Annotated in this window: 13 protein-coding genes and 1 pseudogene; 13 read left to right on the top strand and 1 reads right to left on the bottom strand. The window is 31.5% G+C overall.

Features of this window, described 5'->3' with window-relative positions; translation table 11 throughout:
• Positions 1 to 46: 46 nt before the first annotated feature.
• Positions 47 to 184, top strand: coding sequence for a hypothetical protein (locus tag WNY78_RS10080; protein WP_342873072.1), 138 nt, complete (start codon positions 47 to 49; stop codon positions 182 to 184).
• An 84-nt stretch (positions 185 to 268) separates the two neighbouring features.
• On the opposite strand, the gene WNY78_RS10075 is transcribed toward WNY78_RS10080, so the two are convergent.
• Complete coding sequence (locus tag WNY78_RS10075) at positions 269 to 1267, bottom strand: metal-dependent hydrolase (RefSeq protein WP_342873071.1); 999 nt, start codon at positions 1265 to 1267, stop codon at positions 269 to 271.
• Between the two features lie 463 nt (positions 1268 to 1730).
• Between WNY78_RS10075 and WNY78_RS10070 the strand changes: the two genes are divergently transcribed.
• The 12 genes and pseudogenes from WNY78_RS10070 to WNY78_RS10015 all read left to right on the top strand — a co-directional run bounded on the left by WNY78_RS10070 (position 1731) and on the right by WNY78_RS10015 (position 14547).
• A complete protein-coding gene (locus WNY78_RS10070) occupies positions 1731 to 3041 on the top strand; it encodes a TolC family protein (RefSeq protein WP_342873070.1) in 1311 nt (436 codons plus the stop codon).
• Positions 3042 to 3049: 8 nt separating this feature from the next.
• A complete protein-coding gene (locus WNY78_RS10065; protein ID WP_342873069.1) occupies positions 3050 to 4126 on the top strand; it encodes an efflux RND transporter periplasmic adaptor subunit in 1077 nt (358 codons plus the stop codon).
• A 109-nt stretch (positions 4127 to 4235) separates the two neighbouring features.
• Positions 4236 to 7430 carry an efflux RND transporter permease subunit gene (locus WNY78_RS10060; RefSeq protein WP_342873068.1) on the top strand — a complete coding sequence of 1065 codons (3195 nt, stop codon included), beginning with the start codon at positions 4236 to 4238 and terminating at the stop codon, positions 7428 to 7430.
• Positions 7431 to 7474: 44 nt separating this feature from the next.
• Positions 7475 to 7780 carry a hypothetical protein gene (locus tag WNY78_RS10055; RefSeq protein ID WP_342873067.1) on the top strand — a complete coding sequence of 102 codons (306 nt, stop codon included), beginning with the start codon at positions 7475 to 7477 and terminating at the stop codon, positions 7778 to 7780.
• A 3-nt stretch (positions 7781 to 7783) separates the two neighbouring features.
• Positions 7784 to 8008: pseudogene (locus WNY78_RS10050) on the top strand (DUF2892 domain-containing protein); the annotation flags it as partial.
• 68 nt (positions 8009 to 8076) lie between these two features.
• Positions 8077 to 10050, top strand: a complete 1974-nt coding sequence (locus WNY78_RS10045; RefSeq protein WP_342873066.1) for a heavy metal translocating P-type ATPase — start codon at positions 8077 to 8079, stop codon at positions 10048 to 10050.
• Positions 10051 to 10162: 112 nt separating this feature from the next.
• Positions 10163 to 10753: a CDP-alcohol phosphatidyltransferase family protein gene (locus WNY78_RS10040; RefSeq protein ID WP_342873065.1), complete on the top strand. Its 591-nt coding sequence runs from the start codon at positions 10163 to 10165 to the stop codon at positions 10751 to 10753.
• Positions 10750 to 11973, top strand: a complete 1224-nt coding sequence (locus tag WNY78_RS10035) for a metallophosphoesterase (protein ID WP_342873064.1) — start codon at positions 10750 to 10752, stop codon at positions 11971 to 11973. The genes WNY78_RS10040 and WNY78_RS10035 overlap by 4 nt, the downstream gene beginning before the upstream one ends.
• A 64-nt stretch (positions 11974 to 12037) precedes the next feature.
• Entirely contained in the window at positions 12038 to 12493 is a 456-nt protein-coding gene (locus WNY78_RS10030; protein ID WP_342873063.1) for a pyridoxamine 5'-phosphate oxidase family protein, read from the top strand.
• 17 nt (positions 12494 to 12510) lie between these two features.
• On the top strand, positions 12511 to 13389 hold the full coding sequence (locus WNY78_RS10025) for a DUF3298 domain-containing protein (RefSeq protein WP_342873062.1): 879 nt from the start codon (positions 12511 to 12513) through the stop codon (positions 13387 to 13389).
• A gap of 19 nt (positions 13390 to 13408) precedes the next feature.
• Positions 13409 to 13870 carry a DinB family protein gene (locus WNY78_RS10020; RefSeq protein WP_342873061.1) on the top strand — a complete coding sequence of 154 codons (462 nt, stop codon included), beginning with the start codon at positions 13409 to 13411 and terminating at the stop codon, positions 13868 to 13870.
• 161 nt (positions 13871 to 14031) lie between these two features.
• Positions 14032 to 14547, top strand: coding sequence for a flavodoxin domain-containing protein (locus WNY78_RS10015; protein ID WP_342873060.1), 516 nt, complete (start codon positions 14032 to 14034; stop codon positions 14545 to 14547).
• Positions 14548 to 14598: the final 51 nt, after the last annotated feature.

Below are 14598 nucleotides of genomic sequence, written 5' to 3'. Positions count from 1 at the left end.
AACCAAACTAAACAGGTTAATTCCAGAATAAAAAAATAAAAATATCATGACACAAAGAATATCAAAATATCAAAGATTTAAAATGATGAATCCTGTCATTCAGTTTTTCAAATTCATTTATTTAAGTATAAAAATAATGATTGTTGTAGCTGGAGGACATGGAGGCACGAGAAAGGCAAACTGATGTGGTTGTCAGTTCTTTTGATTGGTTAGTAGAAAGACACTTATAAGTAATTATAAGTGTCTTTTTCATTAGTTTAAAAAGCTATTAATTCCCTTTTAAACGTTGCCATAATTCTGTTAATAGCTTTTTGCCATCCTGATTATTTTTAGGTTCTTCAACAAATGTAACATTACCTGAGGGTTCAACATCTAATCTAAACTTAAAAACAAAGTTGTTAGATTTTGGTTCTAAACTTAAAAGACCAAATCGTAAATCATTAAAATAAAGCGTGTCATTTTTTTTATTGATCGTATACCAACCTTCGGTAATTGTTATCATTCGTTTTACGCTTTCATCTTCAATAAGTTTGCCTAACAATTCATGGTTTTTAGGATAGCTTTCAAATGAAATAGGCTGTGAATCAAAAAACGAGTAATTACCAAGTAAATAAGCATCTTTGGTTTCTACATTAGCACTCCAAAGTATGGTGTTTAAAGGTGAAGGTCTTGTGTCTATCTCTAAATATGCTACATTTTGAGTTATTAAAGCAGTTTCAAATTTAGTATAAGCAATCCATTTTAAAAGTAACGTTATTGCTAAATAAGAAGTGCTTATGATTAACCCCATTTTATTATAAAAACGTCGTTTTTTAGTAGTGCGTTTTTGTCGCATTGCTAAAATTAAAAACACTAAAAAAGGCACAGTGTATAATGGATCTATTACAAATATGTTTTTAAATGCTAATCGTAAATCAAATGGCCAAAACAATTGCGTTCCCCAAGTCGTATGTGCATCTAAAATAGGATGCGTGACAAATGCCCAAAAGAATAACCAAAACCAATCTTTAAAACTTTTATATTTTTCATAACGGGAGACTAACCAAGCAAAGATAGGAGCAAAAAGTACAGAAAACATAATAGAATGTGTAAATCCACGATGAATAGCAAGCGCAGAAACTGTGTCTGTAAAATAAGAAGCAAATATATCTAAATCTGGAATAGTGCCAGCAATAGCACCATAAAGCATCGCTTTGTTTCCGACTTTTTTACCTAAAACAGCTTCTCCAACAGCTGCACCTAATACTATTTGTGTTAATGAATCCATATAGCATGCAAAAGTAAGTTAACAACAATAAATAACACAACATACTTTCTTATTAATAGCTATTGGCTTGGTAACTTATGTTACTGACTTCGGTGTTTATATAATGTAAATTTGTACAATAAATTAAACATTGATGAATCTTAATTATCCAGTTCTTCAAATTTATTTGAATATAAAAATAATGTTAGTTGTAGCTAGAGGACATGGAGGCACGAGATAAGTAAACTGATGTGGTTGTCAGTATTTTGGTTGGTTAGTTAAAAGGCATTTTTTTATAAGAATGCCTTTTAATTTTTAAGAATTTTATGTTCTTAAACATGATGAATATCAGTGTAATTAAGATGATATAGATTTAGTTTTATAGACTATAATACGTCAATATTTTACTTAAGACTCTTAAGTAACCTTTGTTACTGACTTCGGTTATTTACTAGCGTATTTTTGTATCAGAAAATTATATAGAATGAAAAAAACAATATACTTATTAATGCTTAATTTATGTATTGGCACTATGTTTTTGCAAGGACAAGAATTAGTTCCAATAACAAAAGCAGAAGTCCAAACTAAAGTTTCAGAGAATAATACAAGTATTAAAATTTCCGAAGAAGAATTTAATCAAGCGAGGGCAGATTATAGACAAACTAACGCAGTGTTTCTGCCAAACATTTCTGCTTCTCATACAGCAATAGCAACCACAAACCCATTGATGGCTTTTGGTTCTAAATTAAATCAGGAGATTTTAACAGCTAGTGATTTTAATCCAGCAATGTTAAACAATCCTTCTCAAATAGAGAATTATGCTACTAAGTTTGAAATCCAACAACCACTTATAAATATAGATGGGATTTATCAACGTAAAGCTGCCAAAACGAAGATGAATGCTATGGCTTTGCAAACTGAGCGTACTTCAGATTATTTAGTCTTTGAAGTAAACAAAGCTTACATGCAATTGCAGTTAGCTCATAAAGCAGTTGACGTTCTCGAAAAAGCATTAGAAGCAGCTCTAGCTAATAAGACATTAGCCGACAATAGTTTTAAGCAAGGGTATTTACAACGTGCAGATGTATTGTCTGTTGAGGTTCGTGTTACCGAAGTTAAAAATCAATTGCAATCTGCAAAAAGTAATGTACTAAATGCGTCAAACTATATATCTTTTTTGATGAATGAAAAAGTAGATGTCGTGTATCAACCTACAGATAGTTTAGAAGTTGCAATTTTAAGTTTAGACGATAAAAAAGTATCCCAAAACAGAGCAGATATTAAAGCAATGGAATTAGTGTCTAATGCTTATCAAACTGCTTATAAAGCAGATAAAATGGCGTTTCTACCAACCTTAAATGCTTTTGGAAGTTATGAGTTGTATGACGATCAAATTTTTCAAGGTGATGCTAATGGTTATCTGTTTGGTGCGCAATTAAAGTGGGATGTTTTTCAAGGATCTAAACGTTTTGGAAAAACTCAAAAAAGTAAAGCTGAATTTGAAAAATCTAAACTACAATACGAACAATATGTGTCACAAAGTGAGTTAGAATTCAATAAAGCAAAACGGATTCTTTTAGATGCTGAAAATAAACTAGAATTAACAGCCTTAGCATTAGACCAGTCTAAAGAATCTCTAAGAATTAGAACTAATAGATTTGGAGAAGGACTTGAGAAAACATCAGATCTTTTAATTGCTGAAACTCAATATGCACAAAAGCAACTTGAATATTATCAAACCGTTTTTGAATACAATTACGCACAAGCATACTTACAATTTTTAACTAAAGAATAATTTTTAAGATGAAAAAAATATATACAACCCTTACCTTTTCTATAGCTTTATTATTAGCTAGTTGTGGTAGTGAAGACAAAAAGCCAATTGCAGATAATTCACCAGCTATTAGCGTGAAAGTAAGTCAGGTAGAAGCCAATGGTAATAGTCCGTTTTTAAGTGTAAGCGGAAAAATTCAAGCAGCCAATAGTGCAGATTTAAGCACTAGAATGATGGGTTACGTCAATAAAGTACATGTGAATGTAGGTGATAAAGTCACTAAAGGACAATTATTAGTGTCTATTAATAATAGCGATTTACAAGCCAAAAGAGCACAAGTAAATGCAGGAATTACCGAAGCAACTGTTGCTTTAAATAATGCGCAAAAAGATTACAACCGATTTAAAAATTTATTTGCAGATAACAGTGCATCTCAAAAAGAAATGGATGATATGACTGCAAATTTTGAAATGGCAAAAGCGCGAGTAGAATCTGCAAACCAAATGAAAAACGAAGTTAACGCACAGTTTGCCTATAGCAATATTACAGCGCCTTTTAGTGGCACTGTTACCAGCAAAAATGTTGAGGTAGGAAATATGGCAAATCCAGGAGTGTCTTTAATAAGTATAGAAACGCCTGGAAATTTTGAAGTGATGGCAATGGTACCTGAATCTGAAATCTCTGAAATTAAAAATGGAACGACAGTAGCTGTTTTAGTAAAATCCATTAACAAAACCATAAAAGGAAAAGTAACTGAAGTAAGTACATCTGCTAAAAATACAGGAGGACAATATTTAGTAAAAATAGCTTTAGATAAAACAGATGCTAAGATCTTGTCTGGCATGTTTACGTCAGTACAATTTCCTGTAGAAAGAAAAGCAAAATCTGCAATGGTTTTAATTCCTACGGAAGCTATAGTTACCAACGGACAATTATCTGGAGTTTATACACCAAGTCAAAGCAATACAGCTATGTTAAGATGGTTGCGTTTAGGGAGAACCTTTGGAAACCAAGTAGAAGTGTTATCTGGTTTAAATGCAGACGAAACTTACATTGTTTCTGCTGAAGGAAAGCTTTACAATGGTGTAAAAATTTCAATTCAATAATTAATAAGTCGCGTTAAGGATAGCAATGGAAATCCTTTTTTTGCTGCCATATATGGCAAAAAAAGATTGCAATGTATAGCCTGTTAAAACGCCCGAAAAATATAAAATAATGAAAGAAGGAATCGCAGGTAAAATAGCCAAAGTCTTTATGCAATCGAAGTTAACAGTGTTGTTAATGATTGTGTTTATGGTCGTTGGAGTGTATAGTTCGTTTTTAATTCCGCGTGAAGAAGAACCGCAAATTGATGTGCCAATGGCAGACATTTTTGTAGGATATCCTGGAGCAAGTCCTACGGAAGTAGAATCGCGAGTGATTAAACCATTAGAGCAATTAATTTCGAATATCAAAGGTGTGGAATACGTGTATTCAACGTCGATGAAGGAGCAAGGCATGGTCATTGTGCAATTTTATGTTGGCGAAGATATAGAACGTAGTTTCGTGAAATTATACAACGAAATTAACAAGCACATGGATCAAATGCCTGCTGGTGTAACGTTTCCGTTAGTAAAAACTAGAGCGATTGATGATGTGCCAATGCTAGGTTTAACCTTATGGAGTGAAAATTATGACGACTATCAATTGAGCCAAATGGCGCTTGAGTTGGAAGCTGAAATTAAAAAGGTGAATGATGTGTCAACGACTCACAAAATTGGTGGTAGAAATCGTCAATTACGAGTGGTTTTAGATAAAGATAAATTGGCTGCTAGCGGTTTGGATTTCTTGTCGGTTTCTGAAATGATAAAGGCTAATAATAGTCAGTTAAGTTCAGGAAGTTTTGATAAGAATGACAACGAGTTTTTGGTAAATACTGGAAAGTTTTTAGAAACGGTTACAGATATTGAAAATTTAGTAGTTGGTGTGCAGCAAAATCAGCCTATTTATTTAAAGCAAGTGGCAAAAATTATTGATGGACCAGAAGTACCACAAAATTACGTGAGTTTAGGATTTGGAAAGGGCAGTGTAAAATCTTCAGATTATAAATCGGAATATCCTGCTGTTACCATTTCTGTAGCCAAGCGAAAAGGTGCAGATGCGATGAAACTTTCAGAAATCATTATAGATAAAGTAGATCATTTACGTTCCACTTTAATTCCAGATGATGTACATGTGGAAATTTCAAGAAACTATGGTGAAACGGCTTCTCATAAAGTATCTGAATTATTGTGGCACCTTATAGGTTCTATCTTTGCAGTAACCATTGTTGTGATGTTAGCTATGGGCTGGAGAGGTGGATTGGTGGTGTTTTTATCGGTTCCAATTACGTTTGCTTTAACGTTGTTGAGTTACTATATGATGGATTATACACTAAACCGAATCACCTTATTCGCATTGGTATTCGTAACAGGAATTGTGGTGGATGACTCCATTATTATTGCCGAAAACATGCATCGACATTTTAAGATGAAACGCTTGCCTTTTAAACAAGCTGCTTTATATGCGATTAATGAAGTTGGTAATCCAACGATTTTAGCAACGTTTACTGTAATAGCTTCGGTTTTGCCTATGGCTTTTGTTTCTGGATTAATGGGTCCATATATGGCACCAATGCCAATTGGAGCATCTATTGCTATGATATTATCTTTATTTGTAGCATTGACAATAACACCTTATCTAGGATATATTTTCTTAAGAGAGAAGGACAAAAAAGGAGCAGAAGAGAAACCAGAAAAAGCTATTGAAGACACACTAATTTATAGAGTTTATAACAAGTTTGAGCGTCCTTTATTAGAAAGTAAAAGAAAACGTTGGTTGTTTTTAGGATTAACTTTTGTCGTCTTAATGGGAACTATGATGTTGTTTTTTACTAATTCGGTTGCAGTTAAAATGTTGCCTTTTGATAACAAGAATGAATTCCAGGTTGTGATTGATATGCCAGAAGGTACAACACTTGAAAGAACAGGAGTTGTAGCTCAAGAGATTTCACAGTATTTAACTACACGACCAGAAGTAGTCAATTATCAAAACTATGTTGGGACATCTGCACCAATTACGTTTAACGGTTTGGTTCGTCATTATGATTTACGTGGTGGATCTAATATGGCAGATATTCAAGTGAATTTATTAGCTAAAGAAGATCGTTCTGCCCAAAGTCATGATATCGCAAAATTAATGCGTCCAGATATTCAAAAAATTGCAGCGAAGTATAATGCAAATGTGAAGTTGGTAGAAGTGCCACCAGGACCACCTGTATTATCAACAATAGTTGCTGAGGTTTATGGTCCAGATTATAACGAACAGATCAAAATAGCAAATAGCGTTCAAAATATACTTAAGAACACAGATGATGTGGTTGATATTGATTGGATGGTTGAAGCTGATCAAACCGAATATCAATTTGATGTCAACAAAGAAAAAGCGATGTTGTATGGTGTTGCACCACAGCAAATAGCATATACAATGAATATGGCATTGTCAAACAGAGCCATCACAAATTTATATGATGAAGATGCTGTAAATCAAGTTGGATTGATATTGGCTTTAGATGAAAAGGAAAAATCTACCATTACAGATATTTCACAATTGAAAGTAAAATCAAAACAAGGCAATATGGTGCCTATTGCAGATTTAGTAACCATTACTGAAACAACTGCAGCAAAAAGTATTTACCGTAAAAACCAAAAACGTGTGGTTTATGTTATGGCAGATATGGCAGGAGCATTAGAAAGTCCTGCATATGCTATTTTAGGAATGGAAGAAAAGTTAAAAGAAATTCCATTACCAAAAGGTTTCGAATTAAATGAAATGTATTTAGGTCAACCAGATTTCGAAGATAATTATACCGTAAAATGGGATGGAGAATGGCAAATTACATTGGAAGTATTTAGAGATTTAGGAATTGCCTTTTTAGGAGCAATCATATTAATCTACATTTTAATTGTAGGTTGGTTCCAAAACTTTAAAGCACCAATTGTAATGATGGTTGCGATTCCTTTATCGCTGATTGGTATTATTATAGGACACTGGATTATGGGAGCATTCTTTACAGCTACATCATTTATAGGAATGATTGCTTTAGCAGGAATAATGGTTAGAAACTCGGTTTTACTAATTGACTTTATCAATCTTAGAACAGCAGAAGGAATTCCATTAAAACAAGCTTGTATTGAAGCTGGAGCAGTTAGAACAACTCCAATTTTACTAACAGCAGGAACTGTTGTAATTGGAGCATTCGTTATATTATTTGATCCCATCTTCCAAGGATTAGCAATTTCATTAATGGGAGGAACTATTGTTTCTACTGTATTGACTTTATTGGTTGTGCCATTAGTGTATTATATGATAGAGAAGAAGAATTATAAATAATGAGATTCTGAAACAAGTTCAGAATGACGTTTAAATATTAAAAAATGAAATTAGTCATAGTAACAGCAGTCGAAGAATTTCAAAAAGAGGTTTTGAAACTTTTCAAAAAAGCAAATATTGAAAACTTTAGCAGTTCTAATATTGATGGTTACAAAAATGGATCTTCAATATTAATGACTTCTAATTGGTTTTCTGGAGGAAAAGGAGGTAATGAATCTAGTATGTTTTTTTCATTTACAGAAAACGAAAACATTGATGTATTATTCAATTTGATACAAGAATTTAATGAGAATTTAGAAACTAATAATCCATTAAAAGCGGTTGTAGTTCCTATTGAGAAATTTATATAAACTAAAAAAAATAATAAAATGTTAAATACATATTTTAGAATTATTGTAGGTGCAATGGTATTATTGAGTGTTGTGCTTACTGTCTACGTAAGTCCATATTGGATGTGGTTTACAGTATTTATTGGTGTAAATTTAATTCAATCTGCATTTACAAAATGGTGTTTATTAGAAACTATTTTGGTAAAGTTGGGAGTTAAAAAAGAAGGTGGTTCTTGTTCTTCTTGCTAATTGATAATCTTATTTTTATTTAAGTATAAGTTTGATTATTTTTAAATTTGACTGAAACCAATGTTTTAATGAAAGAACATAAAGAAGAGCACAATCATAATCACAATAATCAGATTTTTGGAAAGAAAACTGAACTCTATTTTGCTATTCTGTGTGGTGTCTTTCTAATTGTAGGTTTTTTGATTGAAAAATTAACAGATTTACCGCATTGGGTTTCCTTATCAAGTTATATTGTATCCTATTTTTTTGGAGGTTATTTTATTACTATCGAAGCGTCTCAAAAAATCATAAAGGGAGGTTTTGATATCGATTTTTTGATGATAGCTGCAGCTGCAGGAGCTGCGTATATTGGTAGTTGGGTAGAAGGTGCTTTATTATTATTCCTTTTTAGTTTAGGGCATGCTCTTGAGCATTATGCCATGGGTAAAGCCAAAAAATCAATTGAAGCATTAGGCAATTTATCTCCAAAAACTGCACTCGTCAAAAAAGACGGAAAATTAGAAGAAGTTCCAATTGAGGATTTAAAATTAAACGATGTAATTGTCGTTAAGCCAAATACAAAAATCGCTGCAGATGGTGTGATAATTAGTGGAAGTAGTTCTATAAATCAAGCACCAATTACAGGAGAAAGTATTCCTGTAGGTAAAACGTTTATTGAAGATTCTAGTAGTATACCAATTTTTAATGACATTGATAAAAAACATGTTGTTTTCTCAGGAACAATTAATGGAGATGCCAGTCTAGAGGTTTTAGTTCTTAAATTAACAAAGGACTCCACGGTTTCTAGATTAATTAAAATGGTAAGTGATGTTGAGACTCAAAAATCACCTACACAGCGACTCACTAAAAAGTTTGAGAAATGGTATGTTCCAATAGTTATTATTGTGGTTTTCTTATTGTGTTTTGCATATTTAGTTATTGATGAAACTTTCAGTGAGAGTCTGTATAGAGCAATAACGGTTTTAGTAGCAGCGAGTCCTTGCGCATTAGCAATTTCTACTCCAAGTGCGGTTTTGAGCGGTATTGCAAGAGCAGCACAAAAAGGCGTTCTTATTAAAGGCGGAAGAGCTTTGGAGGATTTAGGTGAAATTACGACCATAGCATTTGATAAAACGGGTACATTAACAGAAGGGAAACCAAAACTCACAAATCTAATTCCGTTACATGATTTTAACGAGAATGAATTGGCACAACTAGTTTTAGAGGTTGAGAGTTTAAGCAATCATCCACTAGCAAAAGCCATAGCCAATGATTTGAAGGTAAAGTATAGTATGGAGTCTCAAAATAAAGCTTCAAATGTTAATGCTATCCAAGGCAAGGGAATTCAAGCAACTTATAGTGGTAATTCTGTTTTCATCGGAAATGTAAAATTGATGGAAGATTCATCTATAAAAGTTGATTCAATTATTAGTTCTAAAATGGATGGGCTTTTAGAAAATGGACATACTGTAATGTTGGTCGCTTTTAAAAATGAAATCATAGGACTTGTAAGTGTGATGGATGTCCCTAGAAAAACGGCAGCAAGTACATTAAAACGTCTCAAAGAAATAGGAATTAAACACATGATAATGCTTACTGGAGATCATCAAAACGTTGGTGATGCTATTGCCAAACAAATTGGTCTTACAGAAGCTAAAGGAAATTTATTACCAGAAGATAAAGTTGAAGCGATAAAAGAATTAATTAAAAGAGATAAAAAAATAGCAATGGTAGGAGATGGTGTAAATGATGCACCAGCTATGGCATTAAGTACTGTAAGTGTTGCGATGGGAGCAGCAGGAAGTGATGTGGCTCTAGAAACAGCTGATGTGGCTTTAATGTCTGATAAAATTGAAAATTTACCTTTTGTTATTGGTTTGAGTCGAGAATCTAAGCGTATCATCAAACAGAATATTTTTGTAAGTCTAGGTGTTGTTGCATTGTTAGTTCCAATTACAATTTTAGGACTAACAAATATTGGCTTAGCTGTCGCTTTTCATGAAGGGTCTACTATTGTCGTTGTGCTAAATGCATTAAGATTACTTCGTTTCAAAATGGAATAATTAAAATTAGTATTTAATATGATTTTCAATTTATAGTTTATTCATAATAAACTGACATTTCTCATTTTGGATAGAACTTACTAGTCCTATTTTTACTAAAATAGAAATTTAGATGTTCTCATATAAAAACTTCAATATTGCAGATTGGTTTTCATTTTATAGAATAATAGCTGCACCTTTTTTATTAGCGCTTATTTGGTATGATCAACGACTAATTTTCACATGGCTTCTTTTAATAAGTTATTCAACAGATGCAATTGATGGTTTTTTAGCACGTAAGCTTAAAATAACAAGTCCAAGAGGTTCACAGTTAGATTCTTTTGGAGATCAAATAACTTTGATTGTTGGACTTATAGGTTTATATTGTTTTGAAATAGATTTTATAAAAACCAATCTTGTTTTAATTGGTGTTGTATTTGTACCATATATCATTCAAATGATTATTGCCTATTCAAAATATGGTAAAGCTACAGCCTTCCATACGTATTTGGCAAAATTATCTGCTATTGTGCAAAGTGTTTTTATTTTATGGTCACTATTCTTCTCTCCTGAATATTCTCTATTCTACATCATGATAGGTATTGGATTATTAGAAACCTTTGAAGAAATCACTCTCATTTTCATGTATGATAACTGGGCTTCAGATGTAAAAGGTGTTTATTGGGCTTATAGAGATCAAAGACGATTAAAAAAGAATCCATGAAGTCATTTTCTCTGTTTACGATTATTCTCTTATGTCTAGCAATTTTACTAATAGATATTATTGCATTTTATTGGCTTCAATCAATAACGCAACATATAAGTTCTTCTTTATTAAAAACAAGTATTCATGCTCTGTTTTGGGTTTTTACTGTAGGTTTAATCACTTCAATTATTGTATTAAAAATAACATTGGATACTATTAACCCTACAAGAAAACAATTATTAATTTCAAGGTTTTATGGGCTCGCTATTTCATCTTTTGTACCTAAACTTGTTTTTGTCATAGTGATCTCTATTCTGTATTTTACAAATTATCTTTTCTCAGAAAGTCAATCGCTTTTTGTGGTTCCTATTATTGGATTACTATCAGGATTTCTCCCATTTTTTATAATTGTATACGGTATTTTTAAGTCTGTCTATAGATTTAAAATACATCATCATTACATTACGTCCAAAATTTTGCCCAAAGCCTTTGATGGTTTGAAGATTGTTCAATTATCCGATTTACATTTGGGTAGTTTCAATTATGGTTATGACAAATTAGAGCATGCCATTGAAAAAATCAACCATTTAAAACCAGATTATATAGTTATTACAGGTGATTTGGTAAATAACTATGCGTGGGAATTACGAGGTTGGAAGTCTGTTTTTAATAAACTTATCGCTAAAAAAGAAAAATTTGCAATTTTAGGAAACCATGATTATGGTGATTATAGTCAATGGGATTCAGTAGAAGCAAAACAAGAAAATTTTGATGCTATTAAACAGTTTTATAGTGATATAGGTTTTAAGCTTTTAATGAATGAATCTAAAATAATTTCAGAAAGTAATGTGCATATTGCTTTTATTGGTGTTGAAAATTGGGGAGAACCACCTTTGAAACAATATGGTGATTTACAAAAAGCTATGGCAAACGTAAAAGCAATTGATTTTAAAATTTTATTATCTCATGATCCTTTGCATTGGGCAGAGGAGGTTATGGATAAAACAGATATCGTCCTAACACTTGCAGGTCATACACATGGTATGCAAGCTGCTTTTCAATATAAAAATTTACAATGGAGTCCTATAAAATATAAGTTTAAGCATTGGGCAGGTTTATATAAACATAACCAACAATATCTTTATGTAAATAGAGGTTTGGGATGGTTGGGGTTTCCAGCAAGAATAGGTATGAGACCAGAAATTACACTTATAGAATTAAGATCTGAGGATAACTGACCAAAATCATGGTTTAATAATTATATTTTGAATAATTTAGCTTGAAACATTCAACACTAAAACAATGATCAGAACACTAAAACAAAATGAAAGCTCAAGGCTTCTTGAAACCAATTACATTGGTAACTTATCTTATATCTATCAAAATAGACCATTTATAGCTCCAATTACTTATTTTTTTGATAAAGCTAATGATGTGATTATAGGTTATTCTGCGGAAGGTCATAAAATAAATGCCATGCGTAAAAATAACAATGTGTCTCTTAGTGTTTCGGATATTGATTCTGTGAATTCTTGGGAATCTGTTTTAGTACAAGGTACGTTTGTAGAACTTTCAGGAAGCGATGCAAAAGCACAGCTCCATATATTTTCTTTAGGTGTAAAAGACTTGATTATTAATAAAGAACATAGAAAACTAGACTTTATAAGTGAGTTTTCAAGCAAAATATATAAGGATGATTTACCTGTTGTTTTTCAAATTAAAGTAGAGGAGATTACTGGTAAAATGAGGCGTAATTAATTTTTAAAATAGAGCATATGAAATATATAAGCATAGTAATACTGATGTTATTATTTGTAAACTGTAAAGATGACAAGCGTCAAGATAGTATTATTACAAGTGAAGACATTGAACAAATTGAGCCTGTTTTAAAAGATACCGTACAAATTGTAGATAATCATATTCAGGAATTGGATAAGTCTATTACTATTGAATCTAAACAACAAAAACTCAAAGAAAAAGTTGATGAAAGAGAAGATTTGCAGGAGTTAATTATAGATAAAAAATATCTCGTTGAGAAAAAAGATTATACCATTAATTTTAGATATCCACTACTTAATGAGGCTCTTAATCCTAAAAACAGAAACTTTAATGAGTACATTAATGATTATTATGTCAATGTCACTAAAACAGAGTTAGATATATTAGAAAACAAATCGTTATGTGATAGTATTGAAGCGTCAAAATTTAGAGAAGAACGTTTTATTGATTATAAAATTTATAATGTTAATGATCAACTTTTGAGTGTGCTTTTTTATAAAGAAAATTTTTATTCTGGAGCTATGCACCCAAGTTATTCTTTTGATGGTTTTAATTTTGACTTAAATAGAGGCGTTTTTATGTCTTATGAAGATTTTTTTAATCAAGGATCTGAAGATGATTTAGTAGTCCTAATAAATAAAAAAATTAACGAAAAAATAGGTAGAGGAGATTTGTATTATGACTGTTGGGAACTATCACCAGATGACTTTTTTGAAAGTAAAAACAATTTCGTTCTAAATGATACTTATGTAGAATTTTATTTTGATGATTGTGTCATGTGTCCATCTTATACAGGGACATATTCTATAGAACTTCCATTGGTGGAATTGCTTTCAGTTTTGAGAAAATTCGATGAAAATCCATTAGTTTTTTAAAGATAATTAAAACTTAATTATGAAAACAAAAACACAACTATTATTAGATCTTTGGATAGAGTCTAGAACCCGATTTTCAAATCAGTTACTTCATCTTTCAGATAACGATTTAAAAAAGAAACTTTCACCTTCTCCAAATTCTATTGGTTTTCTAATTCGTCATATTGGAGATGTCGAATTGCTCTTTGCTAAAAATGTATTTGGAGCAAACCAAACCAAAGTCATAGCGAAAACAGTAATTGCTCAAAAAGATACTGGCGAGTGGACTAACCTTAGCGAATTATTAGATTATGTAGATCATTCCTTTAATGTATTACATTCTATTGTTGAGAAACAAGAAGATAAAGATTGGGAAACGAATATTGTAACTAAAGAGTTTGGTACAAAAACCAAAGCAGAAGCCTTTGGAAGAATTGTTTCGCATACCACGTATCATGCAGGGCAATTAGCTATTATAAATAAATATGGACGAAGTAATTAACAGAATAATACAAAATTAAAGTCCAATTTTAAAAGGTTACATTCTTTAGTATTTCTTTCGTTAAAACGCTTTGTAGTATATATGTGTAATTAATATCATTTTAAATTACTCTAAAATCGTTTTCTTTTAAGTATCATTTCAATTATAAAAAACGAATTATTATGAAAGGAGCTATCTTTTTCTCAAGTAAATATGGAAGTACAGCTCAATATGCAAATTGGATAGGTGAGGCGACAGGTTTACCTGTATTTAATACAAAAGATAAAAAGGTTAATCCGTCTGTATATGATTTTTTGGTTCTAGGATGTCCCATAATTTATTATAAGCTTTACAACCGTAAATGGATGAAAGCCAATTTGACAAGTATTGAGAATAAGCCAATAATTTTTTTTACTGTTTCTGGAGCTGGACCTGGACCAAAGCTTGATGATTGGTTTGCTAATAGCATACCTAAGAAGTTGATCTCAAAAATAAAACATGTTGCGCTTCGTGGAAGACAAATTCCAAAAGAACTCACTTGGTTTGATAGGATAATGCTAATAATTGCTGGATTGAAAAACCCAGATCCTATTGCTGGAAAAGAAGAATTGAAAGGATTTGATTATATGGATAAATCCAGTATTAAACCAATTATAGATTTGGTTGAACAATTTCAATCTAATGATACAATAGTATAATATCTATTATAAGGATGTTAAATCAAAACAGAAGTCTTTAGGAGGACCATT

It is taken from the genome of Psychroserpens sp. AS72, from assembly GCF_038900375.1.
GTDB lineage: Bacteria > Bacteroidota > Bacteroidia > Flavobacteriales > Flavobacteriaceae > Psychroserpens.
Note: the sequence above shows the minus strand (reverse complement) of the source record. Positions and strands in the feature narration are given on the sequence as shown.

Excerpts from the sequence above, each read along its gene's own strand:
- WNY78_RS10025 (WP_342873062.1), top strand. The coding sequence starts at position 12,511 with ATGAAATATATAAGCATAGTAATACTGATGTTATTATTTGTAAACTGT.
- WNY78_RS10035 (WP_342873064.1), top strand. The coding sequence starts at position 10,750 with ATGAAGTCATTTTCTCTGTTTACGATTATTCTCTTATGTCTAGCAATT.
- WNY78_RS10020 (WP_342873061.1), top strand. The coding sequence starts at position 13,409 with ATGAAAACAAAAACACAACTATTATTAGATCTTTGGATAGAGTCTAGA.
- WNY78_RS10070 (WP_342873070.1), top strand. The coding sequence starts at position 1,731 with ATGAAAAAAACAATATACTTATTAATGCTTAATTTATGTATTGGCACT.
- WNY78_RS10030 (WP_342873063.1), top strand. The coding sequence starts at position 12,038 with ATGATCAGAACACTAAAACAAAATGAAAGCTCAAGGCTTCTTGAAACC.
- WNY78_RS10045 (WP_342873066.1), top strand. The coding sequence starts at position 8,077 with ATGAAAGAACATAAAGAAGAGCACAATCATAATCACAATAATCAGATT.
- WNY78_RS10080 (WP_342873072.1), top strand. The coding sequence starts at position 47 with ATGACACAAAGAATATCAAAATATCAAAGATTTAAAATGATGAATCCT.
- WNY78_RS10040 (WP_342873065.1), top strand. The coding sequence starts at position 10,163 with ATGTTCTCATATAAAAACTTCAATATTGCAGATTGGTTTTCATTTTAT.
- WNY78_RS10075 (WP_342873071.1), bottom strand. The coding sequence starts at position 1,267 with ATGGATTCATTAACACAAATAGTATTAGGTGCAGCTGTTGGAGAAGCT.
- WNY78_RS10015 (WP_342873060.1), top strand. The coding sequence starts at position 14,032 with ATGAAAGGAGCTATCTTTTTCTCAAGTAAATATGGAAGTACAGCTCAA.
- WNY78_RS10055 (WP_342873067.1), top strand. The coding sequence starts at position 7,475 with ATGAAATTAGTCATAGTAACAGCAGTCGAAGAATTTCAAAAAGAGGTT.
- WNY78_RS10060 (WP_342873068.1), top strand. The coding sequence starts at position 4,236 with ATGAAAGAAGGAATCGCAGGTAAAATAGCCAAAGTCTTTATGCAATCG.
- WNY78_RS10065 (WP_342873069.1), top strand. The coding sequence starts at position 3,050 with ATGAAAAAAATATATACAACCCTTACCTTTTCTATAGCTTTATTATTA.